Below are 16,417 nucleotides of genomic sequence, written 5' to 3'. Positions count from 1 at the left end.
TAACCCATAGGGCACCCCGGCAATATGTTATTAGTGTAGACCACAAGAAACAAACAAGGAGGAAACCAAAAATGGGTTGTGGAAAAAAAGACGACTTCAAAGGCAAAAGCTGCGTATGTGAAGTAGTTCGTGCTATAAAAGATATTCAAGATAATGCAGAAGATGTGTGCGAATGCCCTTCAAACTGTTTCCTGGAGCCGCTGGGAGCTATATCACCTTCAAGCAAACGTCGCCATAAGCGTCCGGATACTCGCGTGTTCACACTAAAGACAGCTGATGGGACACCATTCCATGCTTTCTTTAAAGGAGATGACTGCGCATGTGTATCCATCTTCTTCAGAGTAGAAGAAGTATTTGATAACTGCTGTGCAGTGCTTCGCGTCCTTCTTCCGGTAAATAGGAAAGAAGGCCGTGACAAGGTAGTCAATCTTGCTGAGGACTGCTGCATTGACTTGAAGAAAGTTTGTGAAGTTGACTATTTCTTAGCGACGGATGATTGTGTAACAGTTGACCTAAACTGCTTCTGTGCAGTTCAATGTATTGCCGATGTAGACCTTGATGTCTGCGAAGACTAATTTTAAAAGGCCAGCCCCAGCATACGGCTGGCCTTTTTTGTGCGGAAATTATCTTCTTAAGCCAATCATTTTTACTTCTTTTAATAATTGAATGCTGATTTTTTCTGTTGTTTCATTAAAAAGCTTGATTTCTATCCATTCTTCATCTTTAGAGGCCAAAAATCCTCTTATTGCTTTCTCTTCGGTTTCAAAAATGCAAGGAATAGGAGGAAGCTGTTTTGGAAAGTCGATTAAGTAATCTAAACGTTCGGTAGTATTCATTTCCTTAAAGCTCTTCACACGTTGAAAAGATGGCTTCCTTTTTTCTGTAGTAAAAGCAAATGATGGCCCCTCTTTTTTTTCTTCCCGGCCCGCTTCAAATTCTTCTATGGCTTCCTGCACTTTCTCCTGATCCGCGACTTTCATAACTGCCTCTTCTTCAAGCTTCTTTTTATGTTTTTCTATAGTGGGATGATCATGAAGCTCCGACCCTGGTTCCAATTGCCTCTTTTTACGTTCCAATTCTGCTTTTCTGCTGGAATAAACAGTTTGCATTTTGTTTTCCGGAAATTTAAAAATTGGCTGCTGAATATAAAACAAGGGTTCCATTTCTTTTTTATCTGTCACATTCATACACCTCCGAAATCATAATCTTTCATCTTATTATATGTATGCAGAAACTGGGCTTTCGTTTCTGCGTGGACAATAAAAAAGGCCTGCTCAAGTTTGAGCAGGCTTTTTTTTAAAGAATATGATAACCTGAATCTACGTGGATATTTTCTCCTGTGATTCCGCGTGACAGGCTGCTGAACAGGAATAGCGCAGTATCTCCAACCTCTTCAGGTGTAGTAGTTTTGCGAAGCGGTGCACGTTCTTCAATTTCTTTTAGAATTGAATTAAATTCGCTGATCCCTTTAGCAGAAAGAGTCCTGATTGGTCCGGCTGAAATGGAGTTTACACGAATACCGTCTTTTCCAAGATCATTAGCAAGGTATTTGACACTTGCATCAAGAGACGCTTTTGCCACTCCCATAACGTTATAATTCTTCACAACCTTTTCACCGCCCAGGTAGGTAAGGGTGACAATGCTTCCTCCTTCTGTCATTAACCCTCTAGCTTCCTTCGCAATTGCCGTCAGGGAATAAGAACTGATATTATGTGCGAGAAGGAATCCGTCCCTTGTGGTGTTCATATACTCACCCTGGAGTTCTTCTTTATGGGCAAAGGCGATGCAGTGTGCAATTCCATGGATTACCCCGGCTTCTTCCTTAATGGTGCTGAAGCATTTTGCAATATCTTCGTCACTTGTAACATCGCAAGGCAGCACGAGTGAATTGGCACCTTCCAGCGATTCAGCCAGTTCACGTACACTTTTTTCGAGCCTTTCTCCGGCATATGTAAAGATCAGCTGTGCACCAGCATTGTGAAGAGATTGGGCAATCCCCCAGGCAATACTTCTTTTATTGGCAACTCCCATTACTACGAACGTTTTTCCATTTAAAGAAAGAGTCATTTAATAAGCCTCCTGAAATATTTATTACAAGTTATTAGTACCTAGTGCTAATTGTACATGAATTTTTTAAAAAAGAAAAGCCTATCGCCATGTTGGAAACTCAAAAAAAAATCCCGCTTGCGGCAAGCAGGATTTTTTCAACTATAACCTTATGTGATCGCTCAGATGCTATTGCTTTTAACTGCCTATAGACTGTATAGGCAAACGATTATATCTTAGCACCATTCACAAAATTCAAGCTCTCGTTTCAATTCATCAACATATTCTTTAGAGCCAGTAACAATTAATCGGTCATTGACATGAAGTTCAGTATCTCCATGAGGTACGATGGAATCTTTGCCCCTGAATATCCGTACGAAAATGACATCGCCCGTAAACGGGAACCGCCTTAGCATCATGCCCTCAAACTGCTCGTTTAATAGGCGGATTTCATATAAAGCAGTCTCCTGGTTCGTTAAAATGTTTACTACACTTGGTGATTCAATTAAGGCACGAAGAAGCGCCTTGGCAGAAAGTATCGTAGAGAATAGCTCTACATCATGCTCACGAAGTGTTTCTTCCATATCAGGGCTTTCCATGCGGCAAATAACTCGATCTACGCCTTTTTCTTTAAAGGCAATGGATAATGTCGCATTGGTCTCTTCGTCGCCTGTCGAAATAACAACGATATCCGACTCAAAAGCATCTGTTTTTTCAAGTGCTTCTATATCGAAATCTTCTATTTCAATAATATCGAATAGAGAGTCTGCAATCTGTTTTTCCGCCTTTTCCTGCTTCTTGTGATAAAGAACAGGTTCATATAATGAGGATTTAAGCTCACTATAGATCGGCATGGTCATTTGGTTAGCCCCAATGAAGGAAACCTTGAGCTTCTTTTCCTCAGCAGCTTCTTGCGGGAAAAGCTTTTTAAAAACAACCGGCGTAAAGACGCTCGTGATAACAGCCACCAGAATCAGCGTCCCACTCATTTCTGCCGTGATTACGCCCATCCGTTCCCCTATTGTTGCGGCAGCAATCACAAGCGAAAGTGTGGAGGTTAGCAGAAAACCTGAAGCAATTACCGTCTTCATGTCATACCATCTTTTTAAAATATACACTGGCAAAAGCTTAGAAAGCAGCAATGCAATCAAAAGAAGAGGAATAAGCATAAGCATTTTTGGATCGCCGAACAAAGTCCAGACATTAAGATCCACTCCAACCATTACAAAGAAAATCGGAATGAGAAATCCATAGCCGAACGAGTCCAGCTTATGGATCATTTCCTGGTTTGGCGCTAGCAGTGATACAAGCACACCAGCCAGGAATGCCCCTAAGATATTCTCTGCTCCAACAGTTTCTGAAAGCGCAACAAGGAAAATAATGAGAGCAAACACAGCTCTAGTTCCAATTTGGACTGTTCCCGTAGACATTGCTTCAAGGAATTTAAGGTTTTTAAATTTCCTTCCAAGAAAATACAATAATACACCCGCTGCAAATAGAACTAGAAGGAGCCAAGTATTTCCCTCTCCGCCGTCATTTAATGAAACAAAAACAGCCAGCAAGATCATTGTGACCAAATCCGCAATAACGGCAATTAACAATATAATTTGGCCTATGCCGGTTTTCATCAGATGGGCTTCCTTTAGAGTAGGGACTACAACTCCCAGTGAAATAGTAGAAATAATTAATGTCATCAAAAAGGCGTTATCAATGAAGCCTGCCAGCACAAATAAATAGGAAAGACCCAATGACACGAGAAAGATTCCAACAAAAATAACAGATGAAACTGCAAATGAATTTGGCTCCAGCTTTCCGCTTGGCAATTTTTCTCGTTTCTTATTGGATGAAAAGGCTGTAAAATCAATTTCCAATCCGCTTAAAAACATGAGAAATATAAAGCCGAGGGTAGAAAGAGTCTCAAGCCACATATCTTCATGAACAATATCGAATCCGCTTTTTCCGATAACCAACCCAACAAGAATTTCTGCTACCACAACAGGTATAAAATTAATCTTCAATCGGTGAAGCAGAATGGGCGTTATAAAAGCAGCCAAAATAACAATTACGAGTGACGTAACCGATGCTCCATGTTCCATAAGAAAAGCCCCCTTAACCTGTTAAATAACTCATAAATAAAGTAGCCATTCCAAAATATATTAGAATGCTAATGATATCATTAATAGTGGTGATGAATGGCCCAGAAGCTACTGCTGGGTCAATCTTCATTCTGTGCATGAATAAAGGAATAAGTGCACCGGCTAGGGTAGCTACTATTAGTGTGAACAAAATAGAAATGCCAACTAAAACGCCTAGAAAAAAATTGCCTTGCCATAAATAAATGACCAATGCGACAAGAACTCCGCAGGTTCCTCCAGTGATCAAACCAGTCCCTGCTTCTCTTATAATAAGTTTCATTTTATTTTCTTTTTCCAAATCACCTGTCGCAATACCGCGTACAGCTACAGCTAATGCCTGAGTACCTGTATTCCCTGCCATTCCCGCAATCAGCGGGATAAAAACCGCAAGAATAGCAACCTGATCCAATGTGTCTTCAAATCTTCCAATCAAACTTGCTGTTAACATGCCCAAAAACAGCAATATGATTAGCCATGGCAGTCTCTTGCGCGCAGCTGAAACCGGGTTTCTGTCGATATTATCCATATCTGAAACAGCAGCCAGTTTGGAGTAGTCATCGGATGCTTCTTCATCCATAACGTCCATAACGTCATCTACTGTTATAATTCCCAATAAATGATTTTGAAAATCCACAACAGGAACAGCCAGGAAATTATAGTCCTTAATCTTTCTTGCAACCTCTTCCTGATCTTCGCCTACAGAAACTGAAACCACTCTGTCGTTTGTAATTTCCGAGATCATCGTATCATCATCGCTGACAATCAAATCTCTTAATGAGATTACTCCAATAAGCTTTTTCTCTTCGTCAACGACATATACATAATAAATTGTCTCTGCCCTGGGAGCTTCATCTTTAAGAATATACATAGCTGATCGGACTGTCTGGTTTGCTGACAGGGAAACAAATTCCGTCGTCATGATACTTCCTGCTGTATATTCTTCGTAATGAAGCAAATCTTTGATTTCCTTGGCCGATTCATCGTCCATGATTGTCAAATAGCTGACAACCTGGTCTTTATCGAGTTCATTTAATACATCAACTGCATCATCCGCATACATTTGTGAAAGCATGTCTGCTGCATAATTGGGGTTCATCTCAGCAAGAACGTCTTTATATTCTTCTTCATCAATTTCCAGATTTTCAAAAAGGGAAGCCATTTCTTCAGGAGAAAGATAAAGATAGATTTTTGCCCTGATGTCCTCATCCAGATCTTTAAAAAATGAAGCCTGATCATAAGGATGCAATTCAAGAAATTCATTCCTGAAACTGTCGATTTCTTCATTTTGTAAAGATTGGATTAAAAGATCTCTATTGATATGCGTATCTCTTTCTTCTGCATGTTCTGCCATAATGAATTACCCCCTTTCATAATTATTGAAAAACGTACCTCACTATACTAGCAAATCTTTGTTTTTTTGTCGTCCATGAACATCCCGCCAAGTAAAAATAAGACCTTATCCCTGATTTGACACCCTTAATTTCCCCATTCTCCAAACATAAAACCAAAAGACCCCTCAGCAAGTTTATAATTTGCAAACCCGGATAATAAAAATGAATATTGATATGATAACACATAGATTAAGCAAAGGAGCACCAGTATGAAACTAGATATTATTGGCGATATTCACGGCTGTTTCGCCGAATTTAAAGAGCTTACCTTAGAAATGAATTACAACTGGAGCAGCGGATACCCGGTTCATTTAAATGGAAGGAAACTGGCATTTGTAGGTGATTTAACAGATCGGGGACCGCAATCTCTTGCAGTCATTGATGTAGTATATAATCTTGCAGCTAAAGATATGGCTTTCTATGTGCCAGGAAATCATTGCAATAAACTGTACCGCTACTTTTTGGGAAACAAGGTTCAAATTACCCACGGGCTGGAGACGACTGTGGCTGAATATGAGGAACTTGATTCGAAAGGAAGAATGGAAATCAGGCAAAAGTTTATTGAGCTATATGAAAAAGCTCCATTATACCATATTCTCGACAGCAAAAGACTTGTCATAGCCCATGCCGGGATAAGGGAAGATTATATCGGCAAGCAATCTTCAAAAGTGAAGACATTCGTCCTATACGGGGATATCACCGGAGAAAAAAATCCTGACGGGACACCGGTTAGGCGGGATTGGGCAAAGCAATATGAAGGTAAGGCTGCCATTGTATATGGGCATACCCCTGTAAAAGAAGTCAGGAAAATCAAAAATACTTACAATATTGACACAGGGGCCGTATTTGGCAATAAATTAACTGCCCTTAGATATCCTGAAATGGAAATTCTATCCGTTCCATCAAGCATGCCTTTTGTTGAAGAGAAATTCAGGGCATTATAAACAATTCAAGACGTAAAAAAAGCCGGAAAAACCGGCTTTTTTTATAAAAGCTCAATAAACTCGTCTGTTGATTTCCAAATTTAATAGAGCCTTAATAATAAACATCGCATATCTTCAGGAAGGGGCTCTTCAAACGATAAAGTCTTTTGCAAAAACGGATGAAAGAAGGAAAGGCTGGAGCAATGTAGCGCTTGGCGGTTAAGGAAGCCCCGCCTTCCTCCATACAGTTCATCCCCCACCAAAGGATGTCCCAGCCAGGAAAGATGGACCCTGATTTGATGGGTTCTGCCAGTTTCCAATTTCAGCCGCAGATGGGTAAAACCTTTTTTTCGGCTGATAACCTTATAATGGGTGCAAGCATATTGCCCATCTTCATTGACTTCCCGTTCTATAATGCTTTCCTTCCTTCTGGATATCGGCATCTCTATAGTACCGATATCCTGTTTGAGGACCCCTTCTGCAAATGCTTCATACATTCTATGTATCTCCCTGGATCGCTGCTGCTGGCTGAACAAATGGTGTACATGCCTGTGTTTTGCAATAAGCACGATACCAGAGGTATCCCTGTCCAGCCGAGTTACAATATGCGTGGTAGACATTAACCCTATTCGCTGATAGTATCCAATCAGGCGATTAGCCAAACTGCCTGAAGGATGCTCTCTGGAAGGAATCGTACTCATACCAGCTGGTTTATTCACAACAAGGACATAACCATCCTCATAAAGAATATCCAGAGGCAAATCTTCCCCCTTCATCCCCTTGCTCGGAGATTCCTCCGGAAAACCAACTTTAAGCACGTCTCCTTCTTTTAGTTCATAACGGACAGTCACTTCTATATCATTCACAGTAATAAAACCGCCTGCAAATTTAATATCCGTAAGTGATGTCTTTGAAATATCATTTTCTTTCAGAAATTCCCTGATCATTTTTCCTGACTGCTGGGCGGAAATTTCCCATTGCAATTGAAAACGCGCCATAATGCTTGCGCTCCTGTTCTATTAGACTTTCCCCATACAAAGTTCATCTTAGCTGCTTAATCCGCAACAAATGAGTCGTGGACTCTCTTCCAAAATGGAAATGGCCTGAATCTGGCAAAGCGGATCTTTTCATCCGCCACCCTGAACTGAATCGATTTTACATCTTTATGAAGTAGAGTCAGATGGTCAATCGTAATCTGAAAATCCGGTTCATTTACCGGTTTGAGCATACAAGTATGATGAGCCGGAAGGACCAGCGGAGAACCGACTGTACGGAACACTTTATTATTAATTGACGCCATTTCAGCAAGCTGGATGGCAGGCAAAGAAGGGTGAAGGATCGCTCCTCCCAATGCTTTGTTATATGCTGTACTGCCAGATGGAGTCGATACACAAAGTCCATCCCCGCGGAACCGCTCAAAGTGCTGTCCGCGAATTTCGACATCCATCACAAGAGTTCCCTCAACCGCTTTAACTGTTGATTCATTCAGTGCCAGATAGCGTGTTTCTTTCCCGCCATGCTGATAGCGGATGATCACTTCGAGCAGCGGATATTCAATCACTTGGTAAGGTGTCTTGGCAATTGCAATCACAAGCTTTTCGATTTCCTCAGGCACCCAGTCTGCATAAAATCCCAAATGGCCAGTATGTATCCCCACAAACGCGGTTTTATCAAGACGGCTGCTATATCGGTGAAAGGCATAGAGCAAAGTGCCGTCCCCGCCTACCGATATGACAATATCAGGCTGTTCTTCGTCATATGTAAGCTCGAAGTCCAATAAATAGGTTCTCATTTTGTGCATGAGCGTATTTGATTTTGAATCTCCTTTTGAGGTAATGGCAAATTTCATCGTTTCCAAGCTCCTCTTTTAGAATAGACGTCCTGTTCAGTTATCTTGCTTTTGCTGCTTTTCCCTTTTTCTTGTAAAAAACGCCTGGGCATCCTGAATTTCACCGCGGATAAGAGACATTTCTTCATCGAGCCTGAAAGCTGCTTCTGCAGCCCTTTGCAGTCTCATCTGAATATCTTCAGGAAACTGGCCCTTATATTTATAATTTAGGGAATGTTCTACGGTTGCCCAGAAATTCATTGCCAGTGTCCTTATCTGAATTTCTGCGAGAATTTTCTTCTCCCCTTTGATCGTCTGGACGGGATAACAAATTACAACATGGTAAGACCGGTACCCGCTTGCTTTTTTATGGGAGATGTAATCTCTTTCTTCCACAATTTCAAAGTCGTTCCTTTGCCTTAAGAGTTCAACAACCCTTTTAATATCATCTACAAATTGGCACATCATCCGGACACCGGCAATATCCTGCATCTCGGATTCCAATTTATCAAGGGGGATCCCTTTTTGATTGGCTTTATCCAAAATGCTTGCAATTGGCTTTACCCTTCCAGTAACAAATTCAATCGGAGAATGGGAAGAATCCATTTCAAATTGGCTTCTCATCCCTTTTAGTTTTACTTTTAATTCTTCAACCGCCTGCTTATACGGCGCCAAAAATAAATCCCAATGCTTCACCTGCAACACCACCACATCCGAAGTAAAAGAGAGAGATGCCTGGATATGCATATATAAGACATCCAGGCACACGGTTTCTTTGAAAAATATATTTGCCTCTTTATCCTTGTTTAACGGCTATTAAACACTCACTAAAATATACTCTCCACTTTTGCAACCATTTCCTCACCATAATTGCTGTTGCCTCTAATATTTTCTATTAAATCTCCTAATTCCTCATGGAAACCTTTGAGCAGCAGCCGTTCACTTTGATCAGTTACATAAACAGGCAAATTGCCATCATAAGCCTTTTTTAACTCCGGCCATACAGAATCAGGAAGGGAAATATATGTATATTCTTCGTTATTATCTAATATGTAAATAAATGACAGATTGTCAGAATCAGCCAATATTTGCTCCGTTGCTTTCATACCTGAAACAGATCCATCCACTAGCCCTAAAAATAATTCATTTTGTTTTATTTCTGCTTTTTCAACTGTTAGTTTTTGTTTCATTTTTCTACCTCCATAGTCATTTACTATTTTATCGCAGATTAACGGGCAGTAAAAGTCCCACGTATTAGTCCTGGATAATTCAAAGAAGAATTGCGGGGACTTACTGCCCGTAAAAACCCGATTGGTTCAACTAGCAAACTTTAATGAAAGGATTTTCCCACTAATTGAGTTTTACTTTATCACAGGAGAATAAAAAATCTCAAAGATTGAAGTCATGGCTCATGAAGGAGATAATAAAAGAAATAGCTTTTAATTGAGGTGTTAAGCTTGTCCAAAAATATTGAGATTGAATTTAAAAACATGATCACAAAAGATGAATTTTCAACATTAAGGAAGTTTTTGGGGATCAATGAACAAGATTTTACCGAACAGGTAAACCATTACTTTGATACACCTGAATTTTCATTAAAATCTCATGCCAGCGCGCTAAGAATAAGACGGAAAAATGAATCATTTGAAATGACGCTAAAGCAGCCTCACCCGGAAGGGCTTTTGGAAACCACTGAAAACCTTACAGAGTCTGAGGCCCAGCAGGTATTAAAAAAAGGAAAAATTCCTTTTGAACAAATAAAAAAGGCAATCGAGGAATTGGGTGTAAATCCTGATAATCTTCAATACTTCGGCTCACTTTCAACCACCCGGGCAGAAAAAAATTATTTGAACGGACTAGCTGTATTAGATCACAGCCGATATTTAAAAAAGGAAGATTTTGAGATAGAATATGAAGCGGGCAATAGAGAAGAAGGCGAAACCATTTTTCTTAATCTGCTTAAACAGCTAAACATTCCTGTCAGGAAAACCGAAAATAAAATTAAGCGTTTCTATAATGAAAAATATAGACAGCAAAAGGAATAAACAATAAGGAAGTTTCCCTTTTGCCAAGGAGTTTTACTATGAATGTAAATCAAATGAAAATCATGCTTGAATTGCAGGCTCTTCAAGGCTTTAACCATGTAAAGCAAAATCACAACTCTAGCCCTTTGTTTCAACAGCTTTTAACAGGTCTTGTACCGGCTGGTGTCCAATCTTCCCAAGTTACTGGGGGACTTGGCACTATTGCTTCCCTGGAGCCTTACTTTAACCTGACTGAAAATAATCGATTGAATGCTGCTGCCCTGCCTCCGGTAAAGCTTACAAAAATTGCCGGATCGTCAACTGGAGATTTTGATGATTTGATTCAAAAAGCTTCAGACATGTTTAATGTACCTATTCATTTAATTAAATCTGTTATCAAACAAGAATCGAATTTTAATCCAAATGCCGTTAGCCAGGCAGGCGCTTCAGGCCTGATGCAGCTTATGCCCGAAACCGCCAGGGGCCTTGGCGTAAAAAATATATTTGACCCAGCGGAAAACATATTTGGCGGGGTAAAATATCTTCGCCAAATGATGGACAGGTATGGGGATAATATTGAATTGGCACTTGCCGCCTATAATGCAGGTCCCGGAAATGTAGATAAGTACGGCGGTGTTCCCCCTTTTAAGGAGACACTGAACTACATAAAAAAGATAACCGCATCTTTTATAGCTTAAAAATTGTATAGAAAAACCGCCTGTTTTTTAGCGAGGCGGCTTTTGTCATGTCCTCGTTAGGCTATTGTTTTATCTTTCACCCGGATTGATGCTATGCTGTTAACTCATACTAAAAGAAAGATTCAGTGCAATAGCCAGGTCATTTCCAAAGCTAAAGTTCTGCTGTAAGCTATTTGTTTGAGATATAAATGTCTCATTGATAGAATATAAACAGATAAATATTAAATAGGAAGATTTTGATTTAATGAACTAACTCATAAAAGGAGTTTTAAATATGGCCGAGAAAATGCACACTCCCTTCGACGCTATTGGCGAGGAAAAGCTCCACCAGCTTATAGACGCTTTTTACCGGCGCGTAGGACAACATCCTGATCTCGTTCCTATTTTTCCAGATGACCTGACAGAGACAGCCAGAAAACAAAAACAATTCATGACCCAATATTTAGGGGGGCCTCCATTATATACTTCAGAACATGGTCATCCAATGCTGCGTGCCAGGCACTTGCCTTTCCCAATAACGGAAACCAGGGCCAGGGCTTGGCTTTCCTGCATGGATAGCGCAATGGATGAAGTAGGGCTTGGGGGTCCTTTGCGGGAGGACTTTTTTGCAAGGCTTGTTCTTACTGCCCAGCATATGATTAATACACCTGAAAACGATGTGAAAGGTGAAGGCTCGTGAACAAGCGGGAATCATATGAAAAAAAGCTGGCCTCTCCGCATTGCCACGGCAGTGAGAAAAAGCCGATTGAAGTATATATGTTCGTCGATCCCCTTTGTCCGGAATGCTGGGCATTGGAGCCGATCATTAAAAAGCTGCTGATCGAGTATGGCCGTTATTTTTCAATAAAGCATGTATTAAGCGGCCGGTTGGCAACCTTAAATATGGGAAAAAGGCAAAATTACGAAAACATTGCGGACTTGTGGGAAAAAACAGCAAGCCGCTCCGGGATGTCTTGCGATGGAAGCGTCTGGTTTGAGAATCCAATTTCCTCTCCCCATCTTGCATCCATTGCAATTAAAGCAGCGGAATTGCAGGGCAGAAAAGCGGGGATCAAATTTTTACGCAAGCTTCAGGAGGTTTTGTTTCTTGAGAAACAGAATGTCTCCAACTTTGAGGTACTAAAGGATTGTGCAAAAGGTGTCGGTCTTGATGTAGTCGAGTTTGTTTCTGATATCCATTCAGATAGTGCAGCTAAAGCTTTTCAATGTGACTTAAAAATAACCGCTGAAATGGATGTCCAGGAAATCCCAACCCTTGTCTTCTTCAATGAGAATATTGAAGAAGAAGGAATCAAAGTTACCGGTTATTATCCTTATGAAATTTATGAACAGATTTTGGAAGAAATGCTGCCTGCAAAGCCAGAGCGATCTCCCCTTCCACCGCTTGAATATTTCTTAAAATATTTTAAGCTTGTCGCAAGCAAGGAAATATCAGTTGTATACGGTATGTCAGATAGCGAAGTAAACCGGGAAATGAAAAAGCTGCAGTTAAAACAGGTAGTTGAACATATTCCAGCTAAGTACGGGAAGTTTTGGAAATATATAGGTTAGCAAAAAGCTGTGCAGAGTGCACAGCTTTTTCTATTTTAACAGAGCCAAAAGGATATGGCCTTTTTAATGAAAAAAACCATGCAGATTTTGAGCACGGCTTTTTTCGGATTATTTATACGAACAAAGGGGATGGGAGAAATTTTTCACGATCAAACAAAGGGGTATATGTTTGCCTGTGATCAACTTCACACCTGTAATATACCATGAAAGAAACAAGCAAAACAATAAGTTTGTGTGCCTTTTCACAATATTGTCATAATCCAGTCATGATAGATCGGACAAACGCATAAGATTATACAAAATGTTCTTCTAACTGTAGTTCCCTTACAAAGACGGATCTATGAAAACAATAAGATAAGGAGGAGACCATAAATGAAAAAACTGCCGATCATCGTCATGCTCGTACTCATTTTGCTCTCCTTTATTTTAAATATTTTTGGTTTAATGAAACTCATCCCTATTTTTATTACCTCTCCCCTTCTATTTGTATCCCTGCTGATCCTTTTATTGTATTTGAATGACCGCAGGCGGTTTAAAGGCTTCTAACCAAATCAAAAAGGGACCAGACAATTTGACTGGTCCCTTTATTATTATGAAAGCAGGCTCTCCATTTCGTTCAGCTTTTCTTCAAAAACTTTGCATGCATCTTCAATTGGCTTGCTGCTCGTCATATCGACGCCCGCTTTTTTCAGGACTTCGATCGGATAATCTGAGCTTCCGGACTTTAGGAACTCAATATATCTGTCGACTGCAGGCTGGCCTTCCTCTAGGATTTGTTTGCTTAACGCTGTTGCTGCGCTAAATCCAGTTGCATATTGATATACATAATAATTGTAATAGAAATGGGGAATTCTTGACCATTCAAGCCCAATTTCTTCATCGATTATAATGTCTTCTTCCCCAAAATATTTCTTGTTAAGTTCATAATACTCCTTTGTTAATGAATCCGCAGTCAAAGCTTCATTGCTTTGCGCCTTTTTATGGAGCATATGCTCAAACTCCGCAAACATTGTCTGGCGGAAAACAGTTCCTCTAAAGCCTTCAAGGTAATGGTTCAGCAAATATAAACGCTTCTTATCATCATCAATGGTTTTAAGCAAATAGTCATTTAAAAGAGCTTCATTGCAGGTAGAGGCCACCTCAGCAACAAAGATTGAATAATTTCCATATGGATATGGCTGGTGTTTGCGAGTGTAATAACTGTGTACGGAATGCCCAAATTCATGGGCAAGGGTAAACAAATTATTCACATTATCCTGCCAGTTCATCAGGATATATGGATTGGTTCCATATGTCCCGGAAGAATAGGCACCGCTTCTTTTCCCTTTATTTTCATGGACATCCACCCAGCGGTTTTCAAATCCTTCTTTTAAGATATTTAAATAATCCCCGCCAAGCGGTTTTAATCCTTTAAGAATTAAATCCTTTGCTTCATCATAAGGTATTTCCATTTTTACTTCTTTAACCAATGGTGTGTATAGATCATACATATGAAGCTCATCAACGCCTAAAACCTTCTTGCGCAGTTTCACATAGCGGTGAAGGAGATGAAGATTATTGTTGATGGTGTTAACTAAATTTTCATAAACACTTTCAGGAATATTATTGGCTGCCAGTGCCGCATGGCGTGCTGAATCATAGTTTCGAATCTTAGCGTTGAAATTGTCCTTCTTAATATTCCCGCTCAAAGTGCTTGCGAACGTATTGCGGAACTTCCCGTAAGTGCCGTACACAGCTTTAAAGGCATCGTGTCGGACACGCTGATCATCACTTTCAAGAAAGCGGATAAATCGTCCATGTGTTATTTCTACTTCCTCACCATTTTCATCCTTAATGGACGGAAATTCCAGGTCAGCATTATTCAGCATGCCAAATGTATTGCTGGACGCCCCAAGCACTTCGGAAGCCTGAGCCAGCAGCGCCTCCTGCTCAGCAGATAATACATGCGGCCTTTGAAGATTAATTTCCTCAAGAGAATGCTTATATAGCTGAAGTTCTTTCTTTTCTTCTAGAAAACCGGCAACCTTTTGCTCATCAACTGCAAGCAGTTCTGGCACAATATAAGCCAATGTACTGGCAGCTTCCGAGTATAGATTTTTAATCCTGTCATCCATACCCTGGTAAAAAGAATTTGTTGTATCCTGGTCATAACGCATATGGGCATATGTATATAGCTTCCCGAGGCGTGATAATAAATGATCCTGAAACTGCAGGGCTTCGTATAAGGTTCCAGCACTTTCACCAAGCTTGCCCTGATAATTGCCCGCTTCAGGAATTAGTTTCTCTACTTCTTTATATTCTTTATCCCAATCATCATCTGCCGAAAAAATGTCTTCAAGACGCCAAGTATCTTCTGCTGCAATCTCGCTTCTTGCAGGAAGTTTTTTTACCGTTGTTTCGTTTGCCATTCTTCATCCTCCATTCAAAGGTCCCATTTTCTAAATCATCATTACTGTATCTTCTCTTTCCAGCGAAAAAATCCTTCTTTTATGATAGTTATTGCGCAATCCTCAATTATTTTATGTTAAATAAGGCATTTTCATTAATTCTTATTTAACAAAAATAGATTGCTTTGTACTGTCAACAATAATAATACCTTTTTCCCGGTAAAAGTCCTCTTCCCATTGAAGCAGCGAGGTCTGATTTTCAGATGCTGAAAAAGGAGCTCTTTTTCTATATAGACCCTTTCCTGCTCTTTCAAGTACCTTCAGGTTAACAAGCAACTCTATATATTCTTTCACAGCATAAACAGCCTCTCCACTGTGAACAAGAGGAAGCTTTCTAATTTTAATATCACTTTTCCATACCCTTTTCTGAAAGCAAGAAATCATTTTTTCAAACGAAAACACATCATCCTTCAAAAGTACATCCATAAATAAATAACCTTGCCACTGTATTGGGGATGTTTCGATATAAGGAGCGTGAAATACCGGAAGGCCAATCTCGGGAGGGAGTAGAGAGGGTATAAGTGAATGAGAATATAACTCTTGCAGAAATTTATTGTGGAAAGACCCGCGGGTTTGCGAAAGAAAATTTTTGGTTTGTCTTATCTCCCTTTGCCACTCATAATGGCTTAGATTGCCGGGAAGATGCGGTGGATCAAATAAAATTTTCAAGCTAGCATGACTCAATGGAATAATATCAAAATTTGAAAAAGAATTTCTTACTGTAAATGGAACGATCTGATGAGTATTGATGAAGGACTTAGTGATGGGGCAAAAGAAAGGAATCACCCAATTGCCTAAAGCAGTTTTGTGAAGAAATAAATACTGGAAACCAGATAAAGATATTTTATTTTTTCCTATGCGCCTTAAATTTTTGCCAGCCAGTATCCATATGGGAATGATGCCTGACTGAATATACGCCTCTGAACGTTTTATAAATAAGGCCTCAGAAATGACTGAACACTGATATTCAATAGCATAGTCTTCTCCTTCGTAATTGACGCCAATGTCAGGCCTTTGGGATATGTCCGAGTAGTAAGGTTCAAGAACCGGATCAAGCCCTTTTTCTTTTAGCCAGGAATATAAGAGAAGTTTGCCGTTAATATGATATTCCGATTCCCTTTCATAGCTTTCTGGACATTCCGACCCCTTTTTGTGGCTAAAATGCGGAATACGCTTCGATCCAATTTTCAGGACAACCTCTTCGCTGCATTCAGGGCAAAAAAAGACGTTCTGTTTTCTAAATTCTTTTAAAGTGAGGAGGTTATGCTTTTCAAATAAATTTACTCGTTCTCCTCCCTTTGTGTTAGCAATTAACAAATAATCAGCTCCTTTCCTAACAAGTGCTATTCTCCATACTGTTCCCAAAATCCTCTC

At 40.0% G+C, this 16,417-nt stretch carries 17 protein-coding genes; 7 read left to right on the top strand and 10 right to left on the bottom strand.

Translation table 11 applies throughout. From position 1 onward, the window contains the following. Window positions 1-71: 71 nt before the first annotated feature. Window positions 72-575 (top strand): CotY/CotZ family spore coat protein, encoded by a 504-nt coding sequence (locus tag DFO73_RS26250; RefSeq protein ID WP_110067613.1) that lies wholly within the window; start codon window positions 72-74, stop codon window positions 573-575. 48 nt (window positions 576-623) lie between these two features. Here the strand turns inward: DFO73_RS26250 and DFO73_RS26245 are convergent, their stop codons facing one another. The 4 genes from DFO73_RS26245 to mgtE all read right to left on the bottom strand — a co-directional run bounded on the left by DFO73_RS26245 (window position 624) and on the right by mgtE (window position 5,532). Then, window positions 624-1,181, bottom strand: coding sequence for a CotO family spore coat protein (locus DFO73_RS26245; RefSeq protein ID WP_110067612.1), 558 nt, complete (start codon window positions 1,179-1,181; stop codon window positions 624-626). 115 nt (window positions 1,182-1,296) lie between these two features. Next, a complete protein-coding gene (gene fabI, locus DFO73_RS26240) occupies window positions 1,297-2,067 on the bottom strand; it encodes an enoyl-ACP reductase FabI (RefSeq protein ID WP_110067611.1) in 771 nt (256 codons plus the stop codon). Window positions 2,068-2,282: 215 nt separating this feature from the next. Then, window positions 2,283-4,142: a monovalent cation:proton antiporter family protein gene (locus DFO73_RS26235; RefSeq protein WP_110067610.1), complete on the bottom strand. Its 1,860-nt coding sequence runs from the start codon at window positions 4,140-4,142 to the stop codon at window positions 2,283-2,285. Window positions 4,143-4,155: 13 nt separating this feature from the next. Continuing rightward, the gene (gene mgtE, locus DFO73_RS26230; protein WP_110067609.1) at window positions 4,156-5,532 is read right to left on the bottom strand and encodes a magnesium transporter; all 1,377 of its coding nucleotides are present in this window, start codon (window positions 5,530-5,532) and stop codon (window positions 4,156-4,158) included. A gap of 249 nt (window positions 5,533-5,781) precedes the next feature. Between mgtE and prpE the strand changes: the two genes are divergently transcribed. Further along, entirely contained in the window at window positions 5,782-6,516 is a 735-nt protein-coding gene (gene prpE, locus DFO73_RS26225) for a bis(5'-nucleosyl)-tetraphosphatase PrpE (protein WP_110067608.1), read from the top strand. A gap of 80 nt (window positions 6,517-6,596) precedes the next feature. On the opposite strand, the gene DFO73_RS26220 is transcribed toward prpE, so the two are convergent. From DFO73_RS26220 to DFO73_RS26205, 4 genes are all read right to left on the bottom strand, one after another. Further along, window positions 6,597-7,493, bottom strand: a complete 897-nt coding sequence (locus DFO73_RS26220; protein ID WP_181396144.1) for an RluA family pseudouridine synthase — start codon at window positions 7,491-7,493, stop codon at window positions 6,597-6,599. 56 nt (window positions 7,494-7,549) lie between these two features. Beyond that, complete coding sequence (locus DFO73_RS26215) at window positions 7,550-8,344, bottom strand: NAD kinase (protein WP_026583728.1); 795 nt, start codon at window positions 8,342-8,344, stop codon at window positions 7,550-7,552. A gap of 36 nt (window positions 8,345-8,380) precedes the next feature. Then, window positions 8,381-9,070: a GTP pyrophosphokinase gene (locus tag DFO73_RS26210; protein ID WP_309044450.1), complete on the bottom strand. Its 690-nt coding sequence runs from the start codon at window positions 9,068-9,070 to the stop codon at window positions 8,381-8,383. Between the two features lie 80 nt (window positions 9,071-9,150). After that, the gene (locus tag DFO73_RS26205; RefSeq protein ID WP_110067606.1) at window positions 9,151-9,513 is read right to left on the bottom strand and encodes a hypothetical protein; all 363 of its coding nucleotides are present in this window, start codon (window positions 9,511-9,513) and stop codon (window positions 9,151-9,153) included. A gap of 267 nt (window positions 9,514-9,780) precedes the next feature. Between DFO73_RS26205 and DFO73_RS26200 the strand changes: the two genes are divergently transcribed. The 5 genes from DFO73_RS26200 (at window position 9,781) to DFO73_RS28935 (ending at window position 13,142) form a co-directional block, all read left to right on the top strand. Continuing rightward, complete coding sequence (locus tag DFO73_RS26200) at window positions 9,781-10,368, top strand: CYTH domain-containing protein (RefSeq protein WP_110067605.1); 588 nt, start codon at window positions 9,781-9,783, stop codon at window positions 10,366-10,368. A 38-nt stretch (window positions 10,369-10,406) separates the two neighbouring features. Continuing rightward, window positions 10,407-11,045 carry a lytic transglycosylase domain-containing protein gene (locus tag DFO73_RS26195; protein ID WP_110067604.1) on the top strand — a complete coding sequence of 213 codons (639 nt, stop codon included), beginning with the start codon at window positions 10,407-10,409 and terminating at the stop codon, window positions 11,043-11,045. A 274-nt stretch (window positions 11,046-11,319) separates the two neighbouring features. Then, window positions 11,320-11,724 carry a globin domain-containing protein gene (locus DFO73_RS26190; RefSeq protein WP_110067603.1) on the top strand — a complete coding sequence of 135 codons (405 nt, stop codon included), beginning with the start codon at window positions 11,320-11,322 and terminating at the stop codon, window positions 11,722-11,724. Beyond that, window positions 11,721-12,596, top strand: a complete 876-nt coding sequence (locus tag DFO73_RS26185) for a ClpXP adapter SpxH family protein (RefSeq protein ID WP_110067602.1) — start codon at window positions 11,721-11,723, stop codon at window positions 12,594-12,596. The genes DFO73_RS26190 and DFO73_RS26185 overlap by 4 nt, the downstream gene beginning before the upstream one ends. 372 nt (window positions 12,597-12,968) lie before the next feature. Then, entirely contained in the window at window positions 12,969-13,142 is a 174-nt protein-coding gene (locus tag DFO73_RS28935; protein ID WP_181396143.1) for a hypothetical protein, read from the top strand. 44 nt (window positions 13,143-13,186) lie between these two features. Here the strand turns inward: DFO73_RS28935 and pepF are convergent, their stop codons facing one another. After that, window positions 13,187-15,004: an oligoendopeptidase F gene (gene pepF, locus DFO73_RS26180; RefSeq protein ID WP_110067601.1), complete on the bottom strand. Its 1,818-nt coding sequence runs from the start codon at window positions 15,002-15,004 to the stop codon at window positions 13,187-13,189. A gap of 141 nt (window positions 15,005-15,145) precedes the next feature. After that, on the bottom strand, window positions 15,146-16,360 hold the full coding sequence (locus DFO73_RS26175; protein WP_110067600.1) for a competence protein CoiA: 1,215 nt from the start codon (window positions 16,358-16,360) through the stop codon (window positions 15,146-15,148). Window positions 16,361-16,417: the final 57 nt, after the last annotated feature.

The organism is Cytobacillus oceanisediminis, from assembly GCF_003182355.1.
GTDB lineage: Bacteria > Bacillota > Bacilli > Bacillales > Cytobacillaceae > Cytobacillus > Cytobacillus oceanisediminis_A.
This window is presented reverse-complemented; position numbering and strand designations above follow the sequence as displayed.